The following is a 19197-nucleotide window of genomic DNA, read 5'->3' as shown; positions in this document are numbered from 1 at the left end:
CTATTATATACCAAACGTATATTCGGTGGATAGTGAAGTAACACTTTATGTATGTTGAACAATTAAGATGGCTTCTTGCCATCCCTTGTTCGAAGCCAATTCATCTCCCACCTACTCACTGGGCTGTGACCCTTCACGCTCCTTGAGGAAGGAGTCTTCTTGGCTAAAATGATAAAATTTTTTATTATTTTACTTGGGATGGACATTAAGGTTTTCATTAGTAAGTACATTAATATTTTTTTGTTTTTCTACAGGTTTTCTACTTAATAAGATCACTACAATTATGATACATATGGCCCCAATGATTTGGAAAAATAAGAAAGGAATATGCAAAATAACTACAGATGAAACGATTGAAGCAAGTGGTTCAGTACAGCCTAATAAAGTAGTTTCCTTAGGCGAAATGTATCTAATACTGTCTAAAAATAGATAGAAAGCAATTAATGTTCCAAAAATAACTACAAAGGCAATAAGGTATAGCGTATTTAGATCAATGTTCTCAATTGATTTTAAAAATATTATTTCTTTTTTAGAAAAATAATGAACTATTGTAACGCCTATTCCGCCAATAATCATACCCCAACCAACTAAAACTGCGGAAGACCATTTATCTAATAAAGTTTTAGAATAAAGAGTATAAAAAGCTAAAGATAATCCAGATAAAACTCCCCAAACAATTGCAGGGATTGATACAGTTAGGTTATTTATTGAACCATTGGTTAATAATAAGAAAGTACCCAAGGTTGCAAAAGTTATTGCTAAAACATCTATTTTAGTAGGTAAAGCCCTAAATTTGATAATCAGATAAAAAGTAATAAAAATTGGAGCTAAATATTGTAAAATTGTTGCGACTGCAGCATTCCCTTCACTAATAGATGCAAAATAAGTGTATTGTACCCCTAGCATACCAAAAATCCCAAAAATAATGAGTTTAGTAGCATCATATTTATTTTTCCAAATTGCAACAATCTCGAGTTTATTTTTACTAAAAAGTGAAATAAGTAACAATGTAACCCCAGAGATCAGTAAGCGGATTGTTACTAACCATTCCGTGGTAATACCATTATGCTGGAATAGTTGTTGAGCAACTGTTCCCGATAGCCCCCATAAGCTAGCACCTATTACAACCATAATCATACCTTTAATACGATCCTTATTAACTTTATTCAAATAAAACACCTCCATTAAATTTCAGAAAATAATTTTAAATATATATTGAATGCAATATATTACGTACTTTAAAAATGATGACTTTAAAATAAAACTCACTAGATATATTTATTGGATTTTATCATAATGATAAATTGTTATATAAGTTAAATTTACTTATTAAATATAAAAGTACTCAAATGAGCATTTTTACCGAAATAATTCTTCTTCATCAACCGTGTGAAGGGTGATAGAAAAGCAGTAGGTGGTAGATGAATTTCGGTTTGGCATAGCCAAAATTTTTTGATGAACTAGTTATATGAAGTTCTTTGATAACTTGGTATAGGAGGATGCAGGAAGAAAACAGAGCGTAAAAACCAACCCATTCGGTTCCTGCATAAAATATCAACCGTACCAAAAGAGCGTCCAAACGTTGGACATCTAGAGGTGGAACACCCCGAAGTAACGCTCAAGGAGACGAAAGGTTACTTTCGTCGTGGAACTGAGAAGCTCCACATCAAACTTTGCTGGGTGGTGAGTAGTTCACATAATTAATTATAAATTCTTAGAAGTTAATATATTTTGAACATCTTTCATTGGACGCAACCAGTTATTAGACATAGTATTTTCTAGTAATGATGAGTCACCAATTTCTAATGCTTTGATAATATTAGTGTGTTCATCTATAGATCGACTATCATGAATTACGTTTTGAAAGAAAATATACTCAAGACGCAGGGCATGAAGATGTAAGTTTTCTAAAAATGGTTCAATGTATTTATTCTTTGAAATTTCAACAATTAGGTTGTGGAATTTTAGATCTAGTGTTAATGCATTTCTAGTATCCATTTTCTCAATAGCTTGTTTAAATTCTTTATTTATTAACGTAAGTGCTTTAATATCAGATGTTTTAATACTATTAATAGCTTGTTTTCCCGCAAGGGTATGTATGCTTGCAATAGTTTCATAAATTAATGGTACATCTGCTACGTTGATTGGAGAAATTTTAGTTTTTTGTCCTGGAACCATTTCGACGAGTCCAGAAAGTTCTAGAATTTGAAGTGCTTCTCTTACGGGTGTTCTACTTACCCCTAAAGCTTGTGCTAGTTCAGTATCATTAATTTTCTCATTAGGTCTTAAAACACCTTCAATGATCCAATCTTGTAGTTGATTTAAAACAATAGTTTTTGCTGAAAATCTCGTTTGTTTATTAAGGTTTTTAGGTATAGGCAGGATAATACACTTCCTTTCTTTTTATAATGTCTAAAATTTCGAACAAAACGGAAAAGTAAAAGGTACTAAAACTGTTTTTATTTAAGTTTTGTTTGTTGCCCATTAACCAGTGATAAGGTTCTTTTAATTGGTGGATTAAGTTGGGTTAATAATACAAAAACTCCAATTAGACAAAAAGCACCTATTAATTCAGAAGCTGTATATGAAATATTAAAAAATAATACGGAAATTAAAATTGCTGTCAATGGTTCAATACAGGAATATAAGCAAATATCTTTAGGAGTAATATAATTTGTACCTTTTACATAAAAAATTGATGTAAGAATAGTTCCAAAAACAATAATAAATAGTAATAATAAAGTGTGGATTGAGAGAGTTTTAACAGTAGAAAGCAGGATAAACTCACTTGTCGAAAGCTTATTTAAAATTAATAATGCAATGCCTCCAATTACCATCCCCCATCCTAATACTATACGTAATGACCATCTTTTACATAGATCATCTAATTGATTTATGTAAAATGCAAACGACATGCCAGATAATATTCCCCAAAGTATAGATAGTATAGAAACATTTAGTTGGTAAATTGAGTTTTTTGTGAAGAAAAGATAAATTCCAATTATGAAAATTAAATATGAAAACAACTCTTTTTTATTAGGAGAATTAACATTTATCAGAATTAAGTATATACCTGAAAAGACCGGAGCTGAATAAAGTAGTAAAGTTGCAACGGCAACATTTCCCTCTTTAATTGATGAAAAATATGTATAGTGAGTGCCCAGTACACCAATTGTGCCAAACAGAATGATTTTATTAGCGTCGTGGACTGACTTCCAAATATTTAGTATATCAAGACGTCTATTGCCAAAGCACGAGATAAATAAAATTAGAATTCCAGATATCAATAATTTTACTGCAACAATTGATTCAACGGAGAGATTACTCTGAACAAAAATTTGCTGACCTAGAGCTCCAGAGGTACTTCCCAATAAAGCCCCTAGTACTATTAAACAAAACCCAGTTACTTTACAGTGTATATTTTTTTCATTATATCCCTCCAAAAGAATTTATACAATATGCAATATATCACGTATTGTATAAATTTAGGTAATAAATATTGTTTTTTATTCTATTTATCAAGAAAAATGAAAGAGAATACAAATCTAATGATGAAAAATTCGGAAAATTGTTGTTTTTAATAATTCTTTAGCTTACAATAAAGTTAAATTTAAATTATGTTAGATGGTGATCGAATGGATAGAGAATATTCTATAGTTATAGAACATTCTCCTGCTTATGAACTTATTATCAGCTTGTACAACTATATAAATAATGACAAGATGAAGGAAGTTCATTTGAAAGGAAACTGGTTAGAAGAGACTAAATTACGGTTACCTGAAAGGTTTATCAATGAGTTACAAGATGAAAGATGGGAGGTATTACATCGGATAGTGTTATTAATTTCTCAATGTGAAAAAAAATCTTCCATTCCAGAATTTTTAAATTGGTTTGAAAATCTGTCAGCGGGAGAGATTTATGAAAGATTAGCTCCTTGGGTAGAATCTATATCTAATGACCTAAGTGTGATTAGGGATAGAAGTGTAGATATTTTATACAAATGGAACGAATATTATTTTAAAAGTATAGATCCTACCATTCAAATGCAATTAAAACAGGATGCAATTTCTTTGAATAAAAAATTAAGTGTTAGTAGACCGATAGATATTATAGAAACTGCTACTAATGGATTAAGAATTGAACAGCAGGATAACTTGAGAAAAGTTATTTTGGTACCACAATATCACTGTAGCCCTAGTACCGTATTGGATTATTTTGATGGAATTGCTACATGCCTATATCCCATCAATAAAACTTTCTATGAAGATGGAACAAAAGAGTTAGTTAAGGTTATGCAATGTTTGGGAGATGAGACTAGATTAAATATATTAATATTTTTATCTCGAGGTCCTCGTTCTTTAATTGAAATTCATAAACACATGAATTTAGCTAAGAGTACGGTGCATCACCACATTACAAAATTAAAACGTGAAGGAATTATAAGAAGTCATTTTATTGGAAGTTCTATTCCCGCATTTTATAGCTTGAGAAAAGAATCTATTTCTAAAATTAATAGTAAATTTATGGCGATTTTTGAGGGGGAAGAAAATTTTCATGAATAAATTTAAAGCTTATATACGAGAATATCATCCAATTGTGCACGTATTAGTATTTGGTACTGTCTTAATTTCTTTAACAAGTTCAATGAGTATGCCATTTTTAGCAATCCATCTAAGTAACTCTTCAGAGTTAAATTTTGCAACGATTGGATTCATTATTGGGATAGGCCCACTAGCGGGTACATTTTGTGGGCTTTTAGGGGGCGTATTATCAGATTTTATAGGTAGAAAAAAATTAATGATTTTTTCTTTAATTGGATTAAGTATTGCTTTTTTAGGATTTATTTCTACATTTAATCCGGTTTTATTAGTACTTTTTAGTATTATCAGGGGACTTTCAAATGCATTCTTTGGAACTATTTCAAAAGCTTTAATGGCTGATTTAACCCCAGATGAAAAAAGGTACAGAATGTTTGCGAATCGTTATCTGGCATTTAATTTAGGATTATCAATTGGTCCAATGTTGGGAGCTTTCTTTGGAATTGGTGGTAGTACAATAGCATTTGTATTAACAGCAATTATTTATATTTTTTATGCAATAATACTATTTATTATGTTGAAAGTTACTAATTATAATGAGCAAAGGGATGTTTCTGCGAATGATGAAAAAGTTAGTATGTCTCTTATATGGAATGCAGTACGTAGTGACGTACCTTTAATGTTTTTTGTTATTGGTGGTATTTTATTAACAACAGTCCATGGGCAGATGTCAGTTACCCTTTCGCAATATTTAAAAGAAAATATTTTAGATGGAATTAAATTATTTGCAATATTGATGAGTGTTAACGGGCTTACGGTGCTTATGATTCAGATACCACTAACCAGATGGGCAGAACGTTTTAGCTTATTTCAAAGAATTGCATTTGGCTGTATTTTGTTTGCTGTAGGAGAAGTAGGTTTTGCATTCTCAACATTGTGGGTTGCTTTCATAATTTCAATGTTTGTATTTACAGTAGGAGAGATATTAGTAATCCCGGCTGAGTATGCTCAAGTTGATGAAATTACGCCATCTGGATTAAGAGGGACATATTATGGCGCGCAAAGTTTGGGGGAATTTGGGAATTTTGTAGGCCCATGGTTTGGTGGAATTCTTTTAGCAGTGTACGGTGGGACAACAATGTTCTTATTTATGGCTTTAATCTCACTTCTTGGTATTTATTTCTTTTACAGAGGAAAACAAATTTACAATAAAAAAGAAAAAAAAGATACACATTTAGGTCAGATAATGTAGAACTAATACCATAACCACATTGGTTATGGTATTTTATTTTGATAATTCTGAATAATATTTATAAAAGTTCTCTTTTATTGAAAGTATTGTCAAAAAATTGAACTTAAGATAGCATGAGAAATACCAAATGGAGAAGGGGGAGGTTTAAAATTCAGATTATTCAATATGGTTAGTAATTTCGGTTTATTTTATAATGAATACATAATTTTCCCTTTAGATTATTTATAAAGGTAGGTGCTTTATATACAACACAAGCCACAAAAAAATAATAGGATAAAGATCGCTAGAGTTTATAAACCTTTTCCAAAAATTAAAAAAGCTATGAATTTAGGAAAGGTTATTTTTTATGGATCAATTAGAGCGTGTAATCAAAATGTTTATCGGAAATTACGAGAGCATTTCATTTCTTTGGAAAAAGAATATGTTATTTCAGGACTTAGTGAAGAAGTAATTATTTATAAGGATAATAGAGGGATTCCACACATTGAGGCCAGAAACTTTAATGATGTATATAAAGCACAAGGTTTTATAACTACTACAGATAGATTATGGCAAATGGATATGAGTAGACGTTTAGTAAATGGAAGATTATCTGAGATATTAGGTCCAGATTTAATAAACAATGATAAACTTTTTCGTTCATTTTCACTATTTAGATCTGCTCAAAAATCTATTAGTCTTTATTCAGAAGAAACCTTGGAATGGATGCAAAGTTATTGTGATGGAGTAAATACGTATATAGAACACGCAAAAAAACTGAATAGATTACCAGTAGAATTTACAATTTTAGATTACGAACCTGAACCTTGGTCAATTCTAGATATGTTAAGTATAGGGAGATTACTATCCTATAGTTTAAGTCATAATTTTACAAATGAAATTTTTCGATTTGAATTGCAAAAGAAAATTGATGATGAATTATTTGAGGAAATAAAACCAAATTATCCATCGGATGGACCCATTACTATTCCTGATTATATGATGGGTGAGAATGTAAAGATAAAACAACAAACATCAGAAAAAACAATAAATAATTTAGATTTCTTTTCTGATCATTTAGCAGATTTATTGAATTTATCAAGCGAAGTAACTAAGGGTTCAAATGGATGGGTTATATCTGGTAAGCATACAAAATCAGGAAAACCAATACTGGCCAATGACCCACATATTGAAATGCAAGCACCATCTACTTGGTATCAAACGCATTTAAAAGTAAACAATGAAACAGAAAATATGGATGTAATAGGTGTAACATTACCTGGTGTATGTGGGATCATACTTGGCCATAATGACAAAATTGCATGGGGAGTAACAAATAATCGTGCAGATGTCCAAGATTTGTTTATAGAAAAAAGAAATCCTAGTAATCCTAATCAATTTCAATATAAAGGGAAATGGGAAGAAGCTGAAGTTATAGAAGAAGTAATTAAAGTTAAGGGGCAAACAGATGTTGCGTTTCCGGTAGTTGTTACACGCCATGGACCTATTATTTCAGATGTTATTGGTAATAATCAACAAATAAAGTTAAAGGGAAATCTAGCCTTACAATGGAATGCAAATTATCCTACATGTGATTTAGAAGCTCTATTAGACATTAATCGTTCGAAAAATTGGGAAGAATTTCGTAATTCTTTGCGTAAATATAGTACACCGGTTTTAAACTTTTTATTTGCTTCAGAAGATGGAACCATTGCCTATCGAGTAGGTGGTAAAATACCGATACGTAATAAAGGAAATGGTTTATTACCGGTACCAGGATGCGATGATGAATTTGAATGGAAAGGATTTATACCTTTTGAAGAATTACCGGAGGTAGTCAATCCTAAACAGGGGTTTATTGTTTCAGCAAACAATAAGGTTATAGGTGATCATTATCCATATATGATTGCAAGTTCATGGGATGCCCCATATCGTGCAAAAAGAATTAACCAGATGTTAAGAAAAAGTATAGCTGAAAATACACCTTTAGTAATTGAAGATGTAAAAATAATGCAAGATGATACGTTAAATTTACAAGCGGTACAGCTATTAAATATTCTTTTACCGGTATTGTATCCTGTTAAACATAACAAATTAGAAACGGAATGTATTAGGATCTTGCAAAAATGGGATTGTAAAGATACCTCATATAATGCAGCGCCATTAATTTATCATTTTTGGTGGTGGGAAATTTGTTGTACCCTTTTTAAAGAAAAAATGGGAACGTTTTTATTTGAGAAAATGGTTGATCGGATGAACATAACTGACGAGCTTATACGCAAGGCGGCGCAAGGAAATGATAGTACGTGGTTTAATAATGCTGGCGGGTTTGAGAAAGTGATTATAGAAAGCTTTAAAAAATCTATTATTACTATAATAGATTTACAGGGAAATAACCCTTATGAATGGAAGTGGGGAGAGTTCCATCATTTCATTACTAAACACCCGTTTGGTAAGAAGAATAAATTTATAGGGAATTTAATAAATCCCCAGGGGAAAATTCCTATTGGAGGTAGCTATGTAACGGTAGCATTAGCATCGTATGATAGGAAAACTGGTCATATTCTTGATGGTGCACCATGGAGAATGGTTGTAGATTTGAAAGATTGTCTGGGAATGGATATTAATGCGCCGGGGCAATCTGGTAACTTTTTAAGTCATTGGTATGACGATCAATCTTTACTATATGTGAATCAACAATTAGAAATTCAAAAGTTTAAACCAGAACAATATAGGAATTCCAAAATGAAAGTGAAACTTAAACCAAGTAAATCGATGTGAAAGGTGGAGTAATTGTGGGATTATTTCAAAATACATTACTTTTAGAAATGACATCACTTGTAGAATTATTGCAATATCGTGCTAAAGAACAAGGTGATGTAACAGCATTTCAATTTTTAAGAGATGGTGAAGAGGATAAAATCTCATTAACTTATGGCGAATTAGATTTGAAAGCAAGAGCTATAGGAGCATGGTTACAGGATAGAGGAGCAAAAAATGAAAGAGTTTTATTACTATATCCACCTGGAATCGACTATCTAGCTGCCTTTTTTGGATGTTTATATGCAGGCGCTATTGCAGTACCAGCATATCCTCCATCTTCAAATAGGTTAATGCCACGTTTGAAAGTAATTTTAGAAGATGCAGAGGCAAAATATATATTGACACAGACAAAAGTTAGTGCACGTATGAGAAAATCTGAGTACTTTAATAATTGTGCAATAGAGTATTTGAATACAGATGAAGTTCCTGTAGGTTGCGAGGAATATTGGGTATTTCCAGAGGTAGATAGAAATACAATTGCGTTTCTACAATATACATCGGGTTCTACATCTACACCAAAAGGTGTAATGGTAACTCACGGCAATATACTGCACAATTCAAAATTAATTCAGCAGTCATTTAAGACCACTGAAGACGATATTGGGGTAATATGGTTGCCTCCATATCATGATATGGGATTAATTGGAGGATTGCTTCAGCCATTAGCTGTAGGATTTCCAGTAATATTTATGTCACCAATTGATTTTATGCAGCGACCAATACGCTGGTTAGAAGCAATATCGAAGTATAAAGCTACTGTAAGTGGAGGGCCAAACTTTGCTTTTGAACTCTTAATTGAAAAGACAACACCGGAGCAAAGAGCTGAGTTGGATTTAAGTAATTGGAGACTAGCATTTAACGGTGCAGAACCTGTTCGTGCTGAAGTTATTGAAGAGTTTTCAAAAGTATTTAGTGTATCTGGTTTTCGAAAAGAAGCCTTTTATCCTTGCTATGGGTTAGCTGAAAATACATTATTGGTTTCTGGTGCAAAAAGTAAAAGCCAGCCTGTAATACATTCTTTTTCAATTGATGATATGAAAAAGAATGTAGTTTCCATTTTAAGTAAAGATGGGAAGGTACGTAATCTAGTAAGCAGTGGGATTATAGCAGAAGAACAAGAGATTTGTATAGTTAATCCAGATACTGGTCAAGAATGTTCTAGTAATGAAATCGGTGAAATTTGGATTAAAGGCGAAAGTGTAGCAACAGGTTATTGGGGTCGAGAAGAACAAACAATTGATACATTCCAAGCTTTTCTGCCTAATAAAAAAGGACCATTCTTACGTTCTGGGGATTTAGGTTTTTTATATGATGGAGAGTTATATATTACAGGACGTATAAAAGATTTAATTATTATTCGAGGCAGAAATTATTACCCACAAGATATCGAATTAATAGTAGAGAACAGTCATGAAAGTTTAAGGAAAAATGCAACCGCTGCGTTTTCTGTTATAGAAGAAGGTGAAGAACGGTTAATTGTGGCACAAGAAATTAGTCGCCAATACCGTAATGTTAATGTTCAAGAGGTTGCTAGTGCAATTAGACAAGCAGTAACTGCGGAGCACGGAATACAAGTACATTCAGTATTGCTTCTACAGTTTGGAAGTATACCTAAAACATCTAGTGGAAAGATCCAAAGACACGCTTGTCGTAACGGATATTTAAACGAAGAACTTAAATTAATTGGGGAAGATGTTGTACAAAAAACAAGTGGGTTAGATATAGAATTTGAAATTGAAGAAATGCTTTTTAATAGACAAGAGCTAGTAAAGTTAACTCAAGAAGAAAGGCAAATTAAATTAGAAAAATACTTACTTCAGAAAGTAGGTGTATCTTTAAAGATACCAGTTACTAATATTAGTGTAAATCAGTCACTAAATAGTTTAGGTTTAGATTCAATAACAGCAATACAATTACAGAGTCATATAGAGACAGATTTAGAAATTGTACTAGAACCAACTTTTTTATTAGAAGGTCCGAGTATATTACAAATAGCACAAGAGATGAATAATCAATTGTATAGAGAAAAATATTTGACTACTAGACTAGAAATTGATCAGATAAAAAGTGGAGAAATACCGATGTCTCGTGGACAACAAGGATTATGGTTTTTATATAAATTAGCTCCAAATAGCTCTGCTTATAATGTATCACGTGCTTTTAATATTGAAGGAAAGCTAGATATAACATCCCTACAGAAGAGTTTTCAAGAATTAGTTAATAGGCATTGTATATTAAGGTCATCTTTTTATGAATATGAGGGTGAATTGATTCAAAATATAGCAAAGCAAAAGGATGTATCTTTTCAATTAATGGATGTAAGTAATTGGAAAACCGAAAAGTTGAATGAGTTTTTGAATGTTGAATCTAGTCGTAATTTCACTTTAGAACAAGGTGATACTATGCGTGTATATGTTCTTAAACGTAATGAATCCCAATATGTAATGTTGTGGTCTTTCCATCATATCGTAATTGATTATTGGTCAATCGATGTTTTATTTAATGAGTTGAAGACATTATATACAAGAATAATAGTAGGGGATGTAAGTACATTAAGAACCAATGATTATGATTATAGCTCATATGTAAATTGGCAGAATGCAATGCTTAATAGTTCAGAAGGTACAAGTAAATTGGAATATTGGGAAGAGGAACTATCGGGTGAGTTACCAATTTTAAACTTACCACTTGATTATAAACGTCCCCCAGTACAATCGAATAGAGGAGCAAACTTAAGGTTACGTTTAAATAAATCCATACACAACAAGCTAAAAGAGATTTCTAAAAATAGAGGAGTAACATTATATAATACGTTACTTTCAGCATATGGTGTTTTAATGTATCGTTATACAAATCAAGATGATATTATCATTGGTTCTTATATGGCAGGGCGAGTGAAGAAAGAGTTTGCTAATTTAGTAGGATATTTAACTAATGCTGTTCCAATACGATTAAACCTATCAGGAAATCCAACATTTAATGAAATGATTGAGCGAACAAATCATAAAGTAATTGGAGCTTATCGTAATCAGGATTATCCTTTTGAATCATTAATAAAAAACTTGAAAATTGATAGAGATTCAAGCAGACCACCGGTTTTTCAAACTGCTTTCGTAATGCAAAATGTGGGTGTTTATAATAAAACTCTCGCCCCTTTCACTGTAGGGTGTGAAACTACAAAGATTGATTTCGATAACGCTAGTTTAAGCTTATTTCCACTTGAGGATAATTCATCGTTATTTGATATCACTACAACAGTTGCAGAATCTGATGAGGGATTAATTATTAATTTCCAGTATAATACAGAGCTGTTTAAAGAGTTCACAGTAAAACGTATGATAAATCATTTTGAAATATTAATAGACAGTATAATAAAAAACCCAGATAATTCTATAAATTTAATACCTATTTTAACTGAGAAAGAGCTACTACAGTTAAATGATTGGAGTAAAAAAAGAGTAGAGTATTCTACAAATTTATCAATACCGCAACTGTTCGAGAAGCAAGTTAACTTACATGGTAATGCTGTTGCTGTGAGATATATGAATCAAAGTTTAACTTATGAAGAGTTAAATAAACGTGCAAATCAATTAGCAAGATATTTAACAAATTTGGGAGTAGGTCCTGAAGTAATGGTTGGTATCGCCATGGAACGTTCCATAGATTTAATTGTGGGTATTCTAGGTGTTTTAAAAGCAGGCGGAGCATATATTCCACTTGATCCACATGCACCTGCTGGAAGAATCCAGTATATGTTAGAAGACTCAAATGTGCCAATTGTTCTTACACAAAAAGATTTAGTTAATAATGTACAAAATGACCTAACAAAGATTGTTTGTTTGGATACAAATTGGCAAGAGATTAGAGAGATGGAAGATACCAATCTAATTTCAGACATTACAGAAGATAACTTAGCTTATGTTATTTATACATCTGGCTCTACTGGTAACCCTAAAGGTGTTTTAATACCGCATAAGAACGTAGTTCGATTGTTTAAAGCAGCAGATACCCATTTTAATTTTAATGAAAAGGACATATGGACGATGTTCCATTCATATGCATTTGATTTTTCTGTATGGGAAATTTGGGGAGCTTTATTATATGGAGGAAAACTCATCGTTGTTCCATATTATGTGAGTCGTGATCCAGAGCAATTTTATGAATTGTTAATTAAAGAAAAAGTAACAGTTTTAAATCAGACACCATCAGCATTTCGTCAATTAATACACGTAGATGAAAAAGTAAATATGCCACATGAATTAAATTTACGATACGTAATATTTGGTGGAGAAGCATTAGAAATTCAGAGTCTAGGTGGATGGTTTGAGAGACATGGAGATGCAAAACCTCAATTAATAAATATGTATGGAATCACAGAGACAACAGTTCATGTCACATATCGAGCTTTATCAAAGGCTGATTTAGATAGTCAAGCAAGTGTAATTGGTACAGCGATTCCCGATCTTCAGGTATATATATTAAATCAAGATTTGCAGCATGTACCTATTGGAGTAATTGGAGAAATGTATATAGGTGGAGCAGGAGTTGCAAGAGGATATTTAAATAAACAAGAGTTAACTGAAGAACGTTTTGTGAAAATACCATCTTTAGAGCAAGCAGGGCTAGTATACAAATCAGGTGATTTAGCACGTTATTTACCAAATGGAGATATTGAGTACTTAGGGCGTATTGATGATCAAGTGAAAATTCGTGGATTTAGGATTGAACTAGGTGAGATTGAGGCTATTCTGAATCAATACTCGAAAGTTCGTGAGGGTATAGTGTTAGTTCGTGAAGATGTTCCTGGTGATAAAAAACTAATAGCTTACATTGTTGGAGATAATTTGATGCCTACTGCAATTGGCGAGCTAAGAAATTATATGTCAGGACAGCTACCAGATTATATGGTACCAAGTGCTTTTGTATTATTGGATAAATTCCCATTAACAATTAACGGAAAAGTAGACAAAAAAGCATTACCGGCTCCAGACATGTTTGCGGTTGAAAGAGCGAAATATATTGAACCTGAAACACACATAGAGAAAATTTTAGCTGATACTTGGGAAGAAGTATTGGGGATACAAGAGATAGGAATAGATGATAATTTCTTTTTAATTGGTGGTGACTCTATTAGAAGTATTAAAATATGTTCGCTTGCAAAAGAAAGAGGGCTAAATATTTCTTTAGAACAAATTTTTAAATATCAAACAATTAGAGATTTATCTAAAGTAGTAGATATGCAGTACAGCATAGAAGATAAGGACGTAACAGTCCCACCGTTTTCGTTAATCTCAGAAGAAGATAGAAGGATAATTCCTATTGGAATTGAGGATGCATATCCTATTCCAGCAATACAAATGACAATTTATTATCACAGTGAAGTTAATGAAGTGTATAGATCTTATCTAGAAACGTATCGTTTACGTGCTAATTTTAATGAAGAGATTTTTAACGAAGCAATTAATCGATTAGTAAAAAGACATGAAATTTTTAGAACTTCATTTGATATTTCTAGTTATAGTAAACCACTACAATTAGTTCATGAGAATACAGATTTAAAATTAAATGTCCAAGACCTTCGTCATATGAATGGAGAAGAACAAGAAAAGTATTTAAAAGATTTTGTGAGTAAAGAGGAGCACACAAAATTTGATTGGTCTAAACCAGGGTTATTCCGTTTTCATGTTCACTTATTATCTGATGAAATCTTCCAATTTACAATGTGTGAGCCTATACTGGATGGTTGGAGTGTTGCATCAACGGTTACAGAACTGCTAACCAATTATAGGGATCTGACAGAAAACCCTAACACATTAGAATCTAAAAAGTTAAATGCTAAATTCAATCGCTATGTACAATTAGAACAACAGACAAAAGAATCGAAAGAAGCCAATGAATTCTGGGAGAGCAAACTACAGGATGTATCGACTATGCAGGTACCGCGTTGGTTAAAAACGCCTGCTTCGAAAGTAATTGAAAACAATAGGTTGATGCTTCCAATTTCGCAGCAAGTTTCTGAAGGACTAATACGCCTTTCTAGAAAAGTATCGGTACCTCTTAAAGATGTAGTATTAGCAGCACATTTAAAAGTGGTTAGCTTACTTACTGGTCAAACTGATGTTGTTACAGGGGTAGTAGCCGGTGGAAGGCCAGAGGAACCAGATGCAGAAAAAGTACTTGGTTCGATGATAAATACGATGCCGTTTCGTTTAGATATTGGTAACTGTTCTTGGGAAGAGTTGGTTTGTAAAACTTTTGACGCAGAGAGGGAAGCTCATCCGTATCGTCGCTATCCATTAGTAGATTTACAAAGAAAGTATAGTGGCGGAAAACGTATGTTTGAAACTATTTTTAACTATACTCATTTCCATGCTTATCAAGATATCGGAAAAAAAGCTGGTATTGAAATATTGAATGGAGAGCATCGTGAATCAGCTTATGTACCACTTACAGTACAATTTTCTATTGATCCTCAAACATCTCAGTTGATGTGTGTATTAGACTATTATCCAGAAGATATAAATGAGGAACAAATTAATTATATATCAGGTTATTATGTAAAAATTTTAGAATTAATAGCTCAAGGCTCCTCAGTTAATCATCATGAAAATTGTTTATTATCAAATGAAGAAATCGACCAAGTAACTTTAAAAAATGATGATGAGGTAGACTTTAGCGTTGATGAGTGCTTCCATATCCTTTTTGATAAGCAAGTGAAGAAAACACCAGATAATAAAGCAATAGTATTTCAAAATCAGGTAATTACTTATCAAGAGCTTCAAAAACGTTCTAATTGCTTGGCTAATTATTTGAAGTCCATTGATGTTAAACCAGGTATGTTTGTTGGTTACTTTGGAGAAAGAAATATAGATTGGGCTATAACAGTGATTGGTATTTTTAAAGCTGGTGCAGTTTATATACCTCTAGACCCTAAATATCCTGAAAGTCGTATTGAGTATTTGATTGAACATTCAGGTATGGATGTATTACTAACATATGAAAAATTTACCGATAGAATACCAAAAGATAAATTAAAAATAGTTTCCTTAGATAGTAGTAGGGAGCAAATTGAAAGTCAAAATGTATTATATCAACATAATGAAGTAACTTTAAATGATTTAGCATATATCATTTATACCTCAGGTTCTACAGGACTTCCTAAAGGTGTAATGGTGGAGCATAAAGGTATGATTAATCATTTATTTGCAAAAATAGATGTAATTGATATTAAAGAATCAGATATAGTAGCACAAAATGCTACTCAATGTTTTGATGTATCAGTTTGGCAATTGCTATCCGCATTATTAGTTGGTGGACAGACATATATATTACCTGATGAAGCTGAACTTGACCCAGAAGTGCAACTGAATGAAATGGAAAAAGCGAATTTAACAGTATTTGAAACTGTACCTACGGTACTTCAATCAACCTTAGAAAGAATTTCTTTAAATGAAGAAAAAAGACCGAGCTTTAGTTCCTTACGATGGGTAGTGTTAAATGGGGAAACTTTACCACCTGAACTTTGCCGTCAATGGTTTAAGTATTATCCGGATATTCCGATGATTAATGCTTGTGGAGCAACGGAGAGTTCAGATGATGTTAATCATCAATATATTTTAGAGCCGCCAGCTTTAGAAGAAAACTTTATATCAATAGGAAAGGTAATTCCGAATTGTACGGTATATATTTTAGATCAATATATGAATCCAGTACCTATAGGAGTGCCTGGAGAATTATGTTATGGTGGCGTTTGCGTAGGCCGTGGTTATCTTAATGATAAAGAAAAAACTGAAAAATCTTTTAGGAAAAATCCATTTAGTCATGATAAAAATGAACGACTATATAAGACTGGAGATTTAGTTCGTCTGCGTAATGATGGTGCAATCGAATTTTTAGGACGCATAGATTATCAAGTGAAAATTCGTGGTTTCCGAATTGAGTTAGGCGAAGTAGAGGCAATATTAAGTAAACACCCAGATGTTATACAAGTCGTTGCTTTAGCACATTCGGATTCTTCAGGAAATAAAAGGTTAATAGCTTATTTAACAATTGAAAAGAATTCAAATTTAACAACAAAAGAATTACGTAATTATATGAAGGAACAAGTTCCAAATCATATGATTCCTTCTTTCTTTGTCTTTTTAGATGAGTTTCCAATTGCTTCAACTGGAAAATTAGATAGAAAAAAACTACCTGATCCTATATTTAATCTTAATGAAGATAATTTTGTTGAACCTAAAACAGATTTAGAGAAGAAAATCGCGAAGATCTGGGCAAATGCACTTGGATATCAATCGGTTAGTATGAGAGATGATTTTTTTGAAAATGGAGGAGAATCTTTAATTGCAACAAGATTGATTTCTTTAATTAGAAAAGAATTTCAAATAGATATGTCGTTACGTACTCTTTTTGAGGTAACAACTGTAGAAGGATTAGTTTTAGCTGTTAAATCTGAATTAGATTTAAAACAGAATCAGGAAATTCAAGGTTTAATTAGTGATCTTCAAGGACTATCTGAAGAGGAAATAAATTTAATTTTAAAAGATGGTCAATAATAAGTTGTAAATAATGAGGTAGGTGGGAATATTAAAAGTCTATTCCCACCACCAATTTATGATATTAGGAGGATCAGAAAAAATGAGTAAAGAAAAGCTTATGGCTAGGTTAGCTAAATTATCTCCTGAACAAAGAATATTTTTAGAGAAACAATTGAATAAAAATGAATCAAGTATAATTCCTTCTCGAAAAACTAATGAACCTACAATTTTATCATTTGCACAACAAAGAATGTGGTTTCTTGAACAATTAGAGCCTGGGTCTTCTACATATAATATGCCGTTTTTAGTAAAAATAAAGGGAGACTTTAATATTAGTGTCTTTAAACGTTGTTTAAATGAAATTATATGCAGGCATGAAATTCTTCGTACTACATTTTTATCGTTAGATGGAGATTTACGTCAAAAAATACATCCATTTATGGAAATAGATTTTGAAGTTCATAATTTGTGTTCCTATACTAAGGATACTGCTGAAGATATATGTTTGTCACAAATGAAAAGGAAAGCAATCGAACCTTTTAATTTGGAAATGGGTCCATTACTACATACAAGTATTTGGCAGATAACAGAAGATGAATTTTTGGTTTTAGTAAATATGCACCATATTATTGGGGATGGTTGGTCAATGGCTATATTAATTGAGGAACTATCTATTTTATATAATAATTTTTTGAAAGCGGATGTTGCTAATTTATCACCTTTGAAGATACAGTATGCAGATTTCTCAATTTGGCAAAAGAATTGGTTAACAGGTTCTAAATTTCAAACACAATTAGACTATTGGAAGAAACAATTTAAAGATGTCTTACCAGTACTAGATTTACCCACTGATTTTTCGAGACCAAGTAAATTATCATACAAGGGTAGTAATGAACTTGTTAAAATTTCATATGAAACTGTGCAGAGATTAAAAGAATTAAGTAAAAGTGAAGGTTGTACATTATATATGACTTTGCTTGCAGCATATTATACCCTTCTTCTAAAGTATACCCATCAGGAAGATATTATCATAGGATCACCAATTGCAAATAGGAATCATAGAGAGATAGAGCCTCTCATTGGATTTTTTGTAAATACATTGGCTTTACGTATTAATTCAAAAAGAGATGTAGCTTTTCGTGAACTGATTAATAAAGTAAAAGAAATATGCTTAGGAGCATATTCAAATCAAGATATACCTTTTGAAGCAATTGTGGGTGAATTAAATTCAGAACGAACAGCAAATAATTCAGTTTTGTTTCAAACGATGTTTTCACTAGAACAAAATATTAAAAAATCTCTCAATCTTGCAAATGTAAATATGGATTTTGAAAGATTCGAAACCGATACAGCAAAATTTGATTTAAGTTTAATAATTAATGAACACGATGATGAACTTATTTGCACGTTTAACTATAGTACTGATTTATTTATGAACAGCAGTATACAACAGATGGCGAAACATTTTGTAACTATATTAAAAGCTATTATAGAAAATCCGAATGTTCAATTAAGTGAAATTTCATTATTAGATGATGAAGAAAAAAGAAAAATTTTAAATGGGTGGAATAACAATAAAGAAAATTTAAGTAGTATGTGTATACAGGAAAAATTTGAATTACAAGTAACAAAAACCCCTGATGCTATAGCTTTAATCTGTGAAAATGATTCATTAACTTATCGAGAATTAAATAATAGAGCAAATCAAGTTGCGCATTACTTGCGGAGAAATGGGGTCAGTTCGGGAAGATATGTTGGAATTTGCTTAGAGCGTTGTTCGGAATTAATGGTTTCAATATTGGGAGTACTTAAAGCTGGGGGAGCTTATATCCCGTTAGACCCTTCTTATCCAATGGAAAGGCTGTCTTACATATTAGAAGAATCTCAACTTGATATATTACTTACTCAGAAAAGTTTTATGTCTAAGTTTAATGAATTTAGAGTTGCTAATGTAGTGCAAATGGGTGGAAATCAAGAGTTTAATGAGGAAGATACTATAAATCTTGACCATTTTGTAGATTTAGATGATTTAGCGTATATGATTTATACTTCAGGATCTACTGGAAAA

The 19197-nt window shown here is 31.8% G+C and carries 8 protein-coding genes; 5 read left to right on the top strand and 3 right to left on the bottom strand.

Annotation, left to right across the window (positions count from 1 at the left end):
* Nucleotides 1-189: 189 nt before the first annotated feature.
* From RT27_RS31130 to RT27_RS31120, 3 genes are all read right to left on the bottom strand, one after another.
* Nucleotides 190-1185, bottom strand: coding sequence for a DMT family transporter (locus RT27_RS31130; protein ID WP_043939065.1), 996 nt, complete (start codon nt 1183-1185; stop codon nt 190-192).
* Nucleotides 1186-1704: 519 nt separating this feature from the next.
* A complete protein-coding gene (locus tag RT27_RS31125) occupies nt 1705-2382 on the bottom strand; it encodes a GntR family transcriptional regulator (RefSeq protein ID WP_043939063.1) in 678 nt (225 codons plus the stop codon).
* Nucleotides 2383-2459: 77 nt separating this feature from the next.
* Nucleotides 2460-3371, bottom strand: coding sequence for an EamA family transporter (locus RT27_RS31120; protein ID WP_231577700.1), 912 nt, complete (start codon nt 3369-3371; stop codon nt 2460-2462).
* A gap of 264 nt (nt 3372-3635) precedes the next feature.
* Between RT27_RS31120 and RT27_RS31115 the strand changes: the two genes are divergently transcribed.
* The 5 genes from RT27_RS31115 to RT27_RS31095 form a co-directional block, all read left to right on the top strand.
* Nucleotides 3636-4562, top strand: a complete 927-nt coding sequence (locus RT27_RS31115; RefSeq protein ID WP_231577699.1) for a winged helix-turn-helix domain-containing protein — start codon at nt 3636-3638, stop codon at nt 4560-4562.
* Nucleotides 4555-5790: an MFS transporter gene (locus RT27_RS31110; RefSeq protein WP_043939060.1), complete on the top strand. Its 1236-nt coding sequence runs from the start codon at nt 4555-4557 to the stop codon at nt 5788-5790. Before RT27_RS31115 ends, RT27_RS31110 begins: the two co-directional genes overlap by 8 nt.
* A gap of 408 nt (nt 5791-6198) precedes the next feature.
* Nucleotides 6199-8550, top strand: coding sequence for a penicillin acylase family protein (locus tag RT27_RS31105; RefSeq protein WP_231577698.1), 2352 nt, complete (start codon nt 6199-6201; stop codon nt 8548-8550).
* A gap of 14 nt (nt 8551-8564) precedes the next feature.
* Nucleotides 8565-17147: a non-ribosomal peptide synthetase gene (locus RT27_RS31100; protein ID WP_231577697.1), complete on the top strand. Its 8583-nt coding sequence runs from the start codon at nt 8565-8567 to the stop codon at nt 17145-17147.
* Nucleotides 17148-17229: 82 nt separating this feature from the next.
* Nucleotides 17230-19197: condensation domain-containing protein (locus tag RT27_RS31095; protein ID WP_043939054.1), on the top strand; the 1968-nt coding region annotated here is incomplete at its 3' end.

It is taken from the genome of Bacillus sp. L_1B0_5, from assembly GCF_000836715.1.
GTDB lineage: Bacteria > Bacillota > Bacilli > Bacillales > Bacillaceae_G > Bacillus_A > Bacillus_A thuringiensis_S.
Note: the sequence above shows the minus strand (reverse complement) of the source record. Positions and strands in the feature narration are given on the sequence as shown.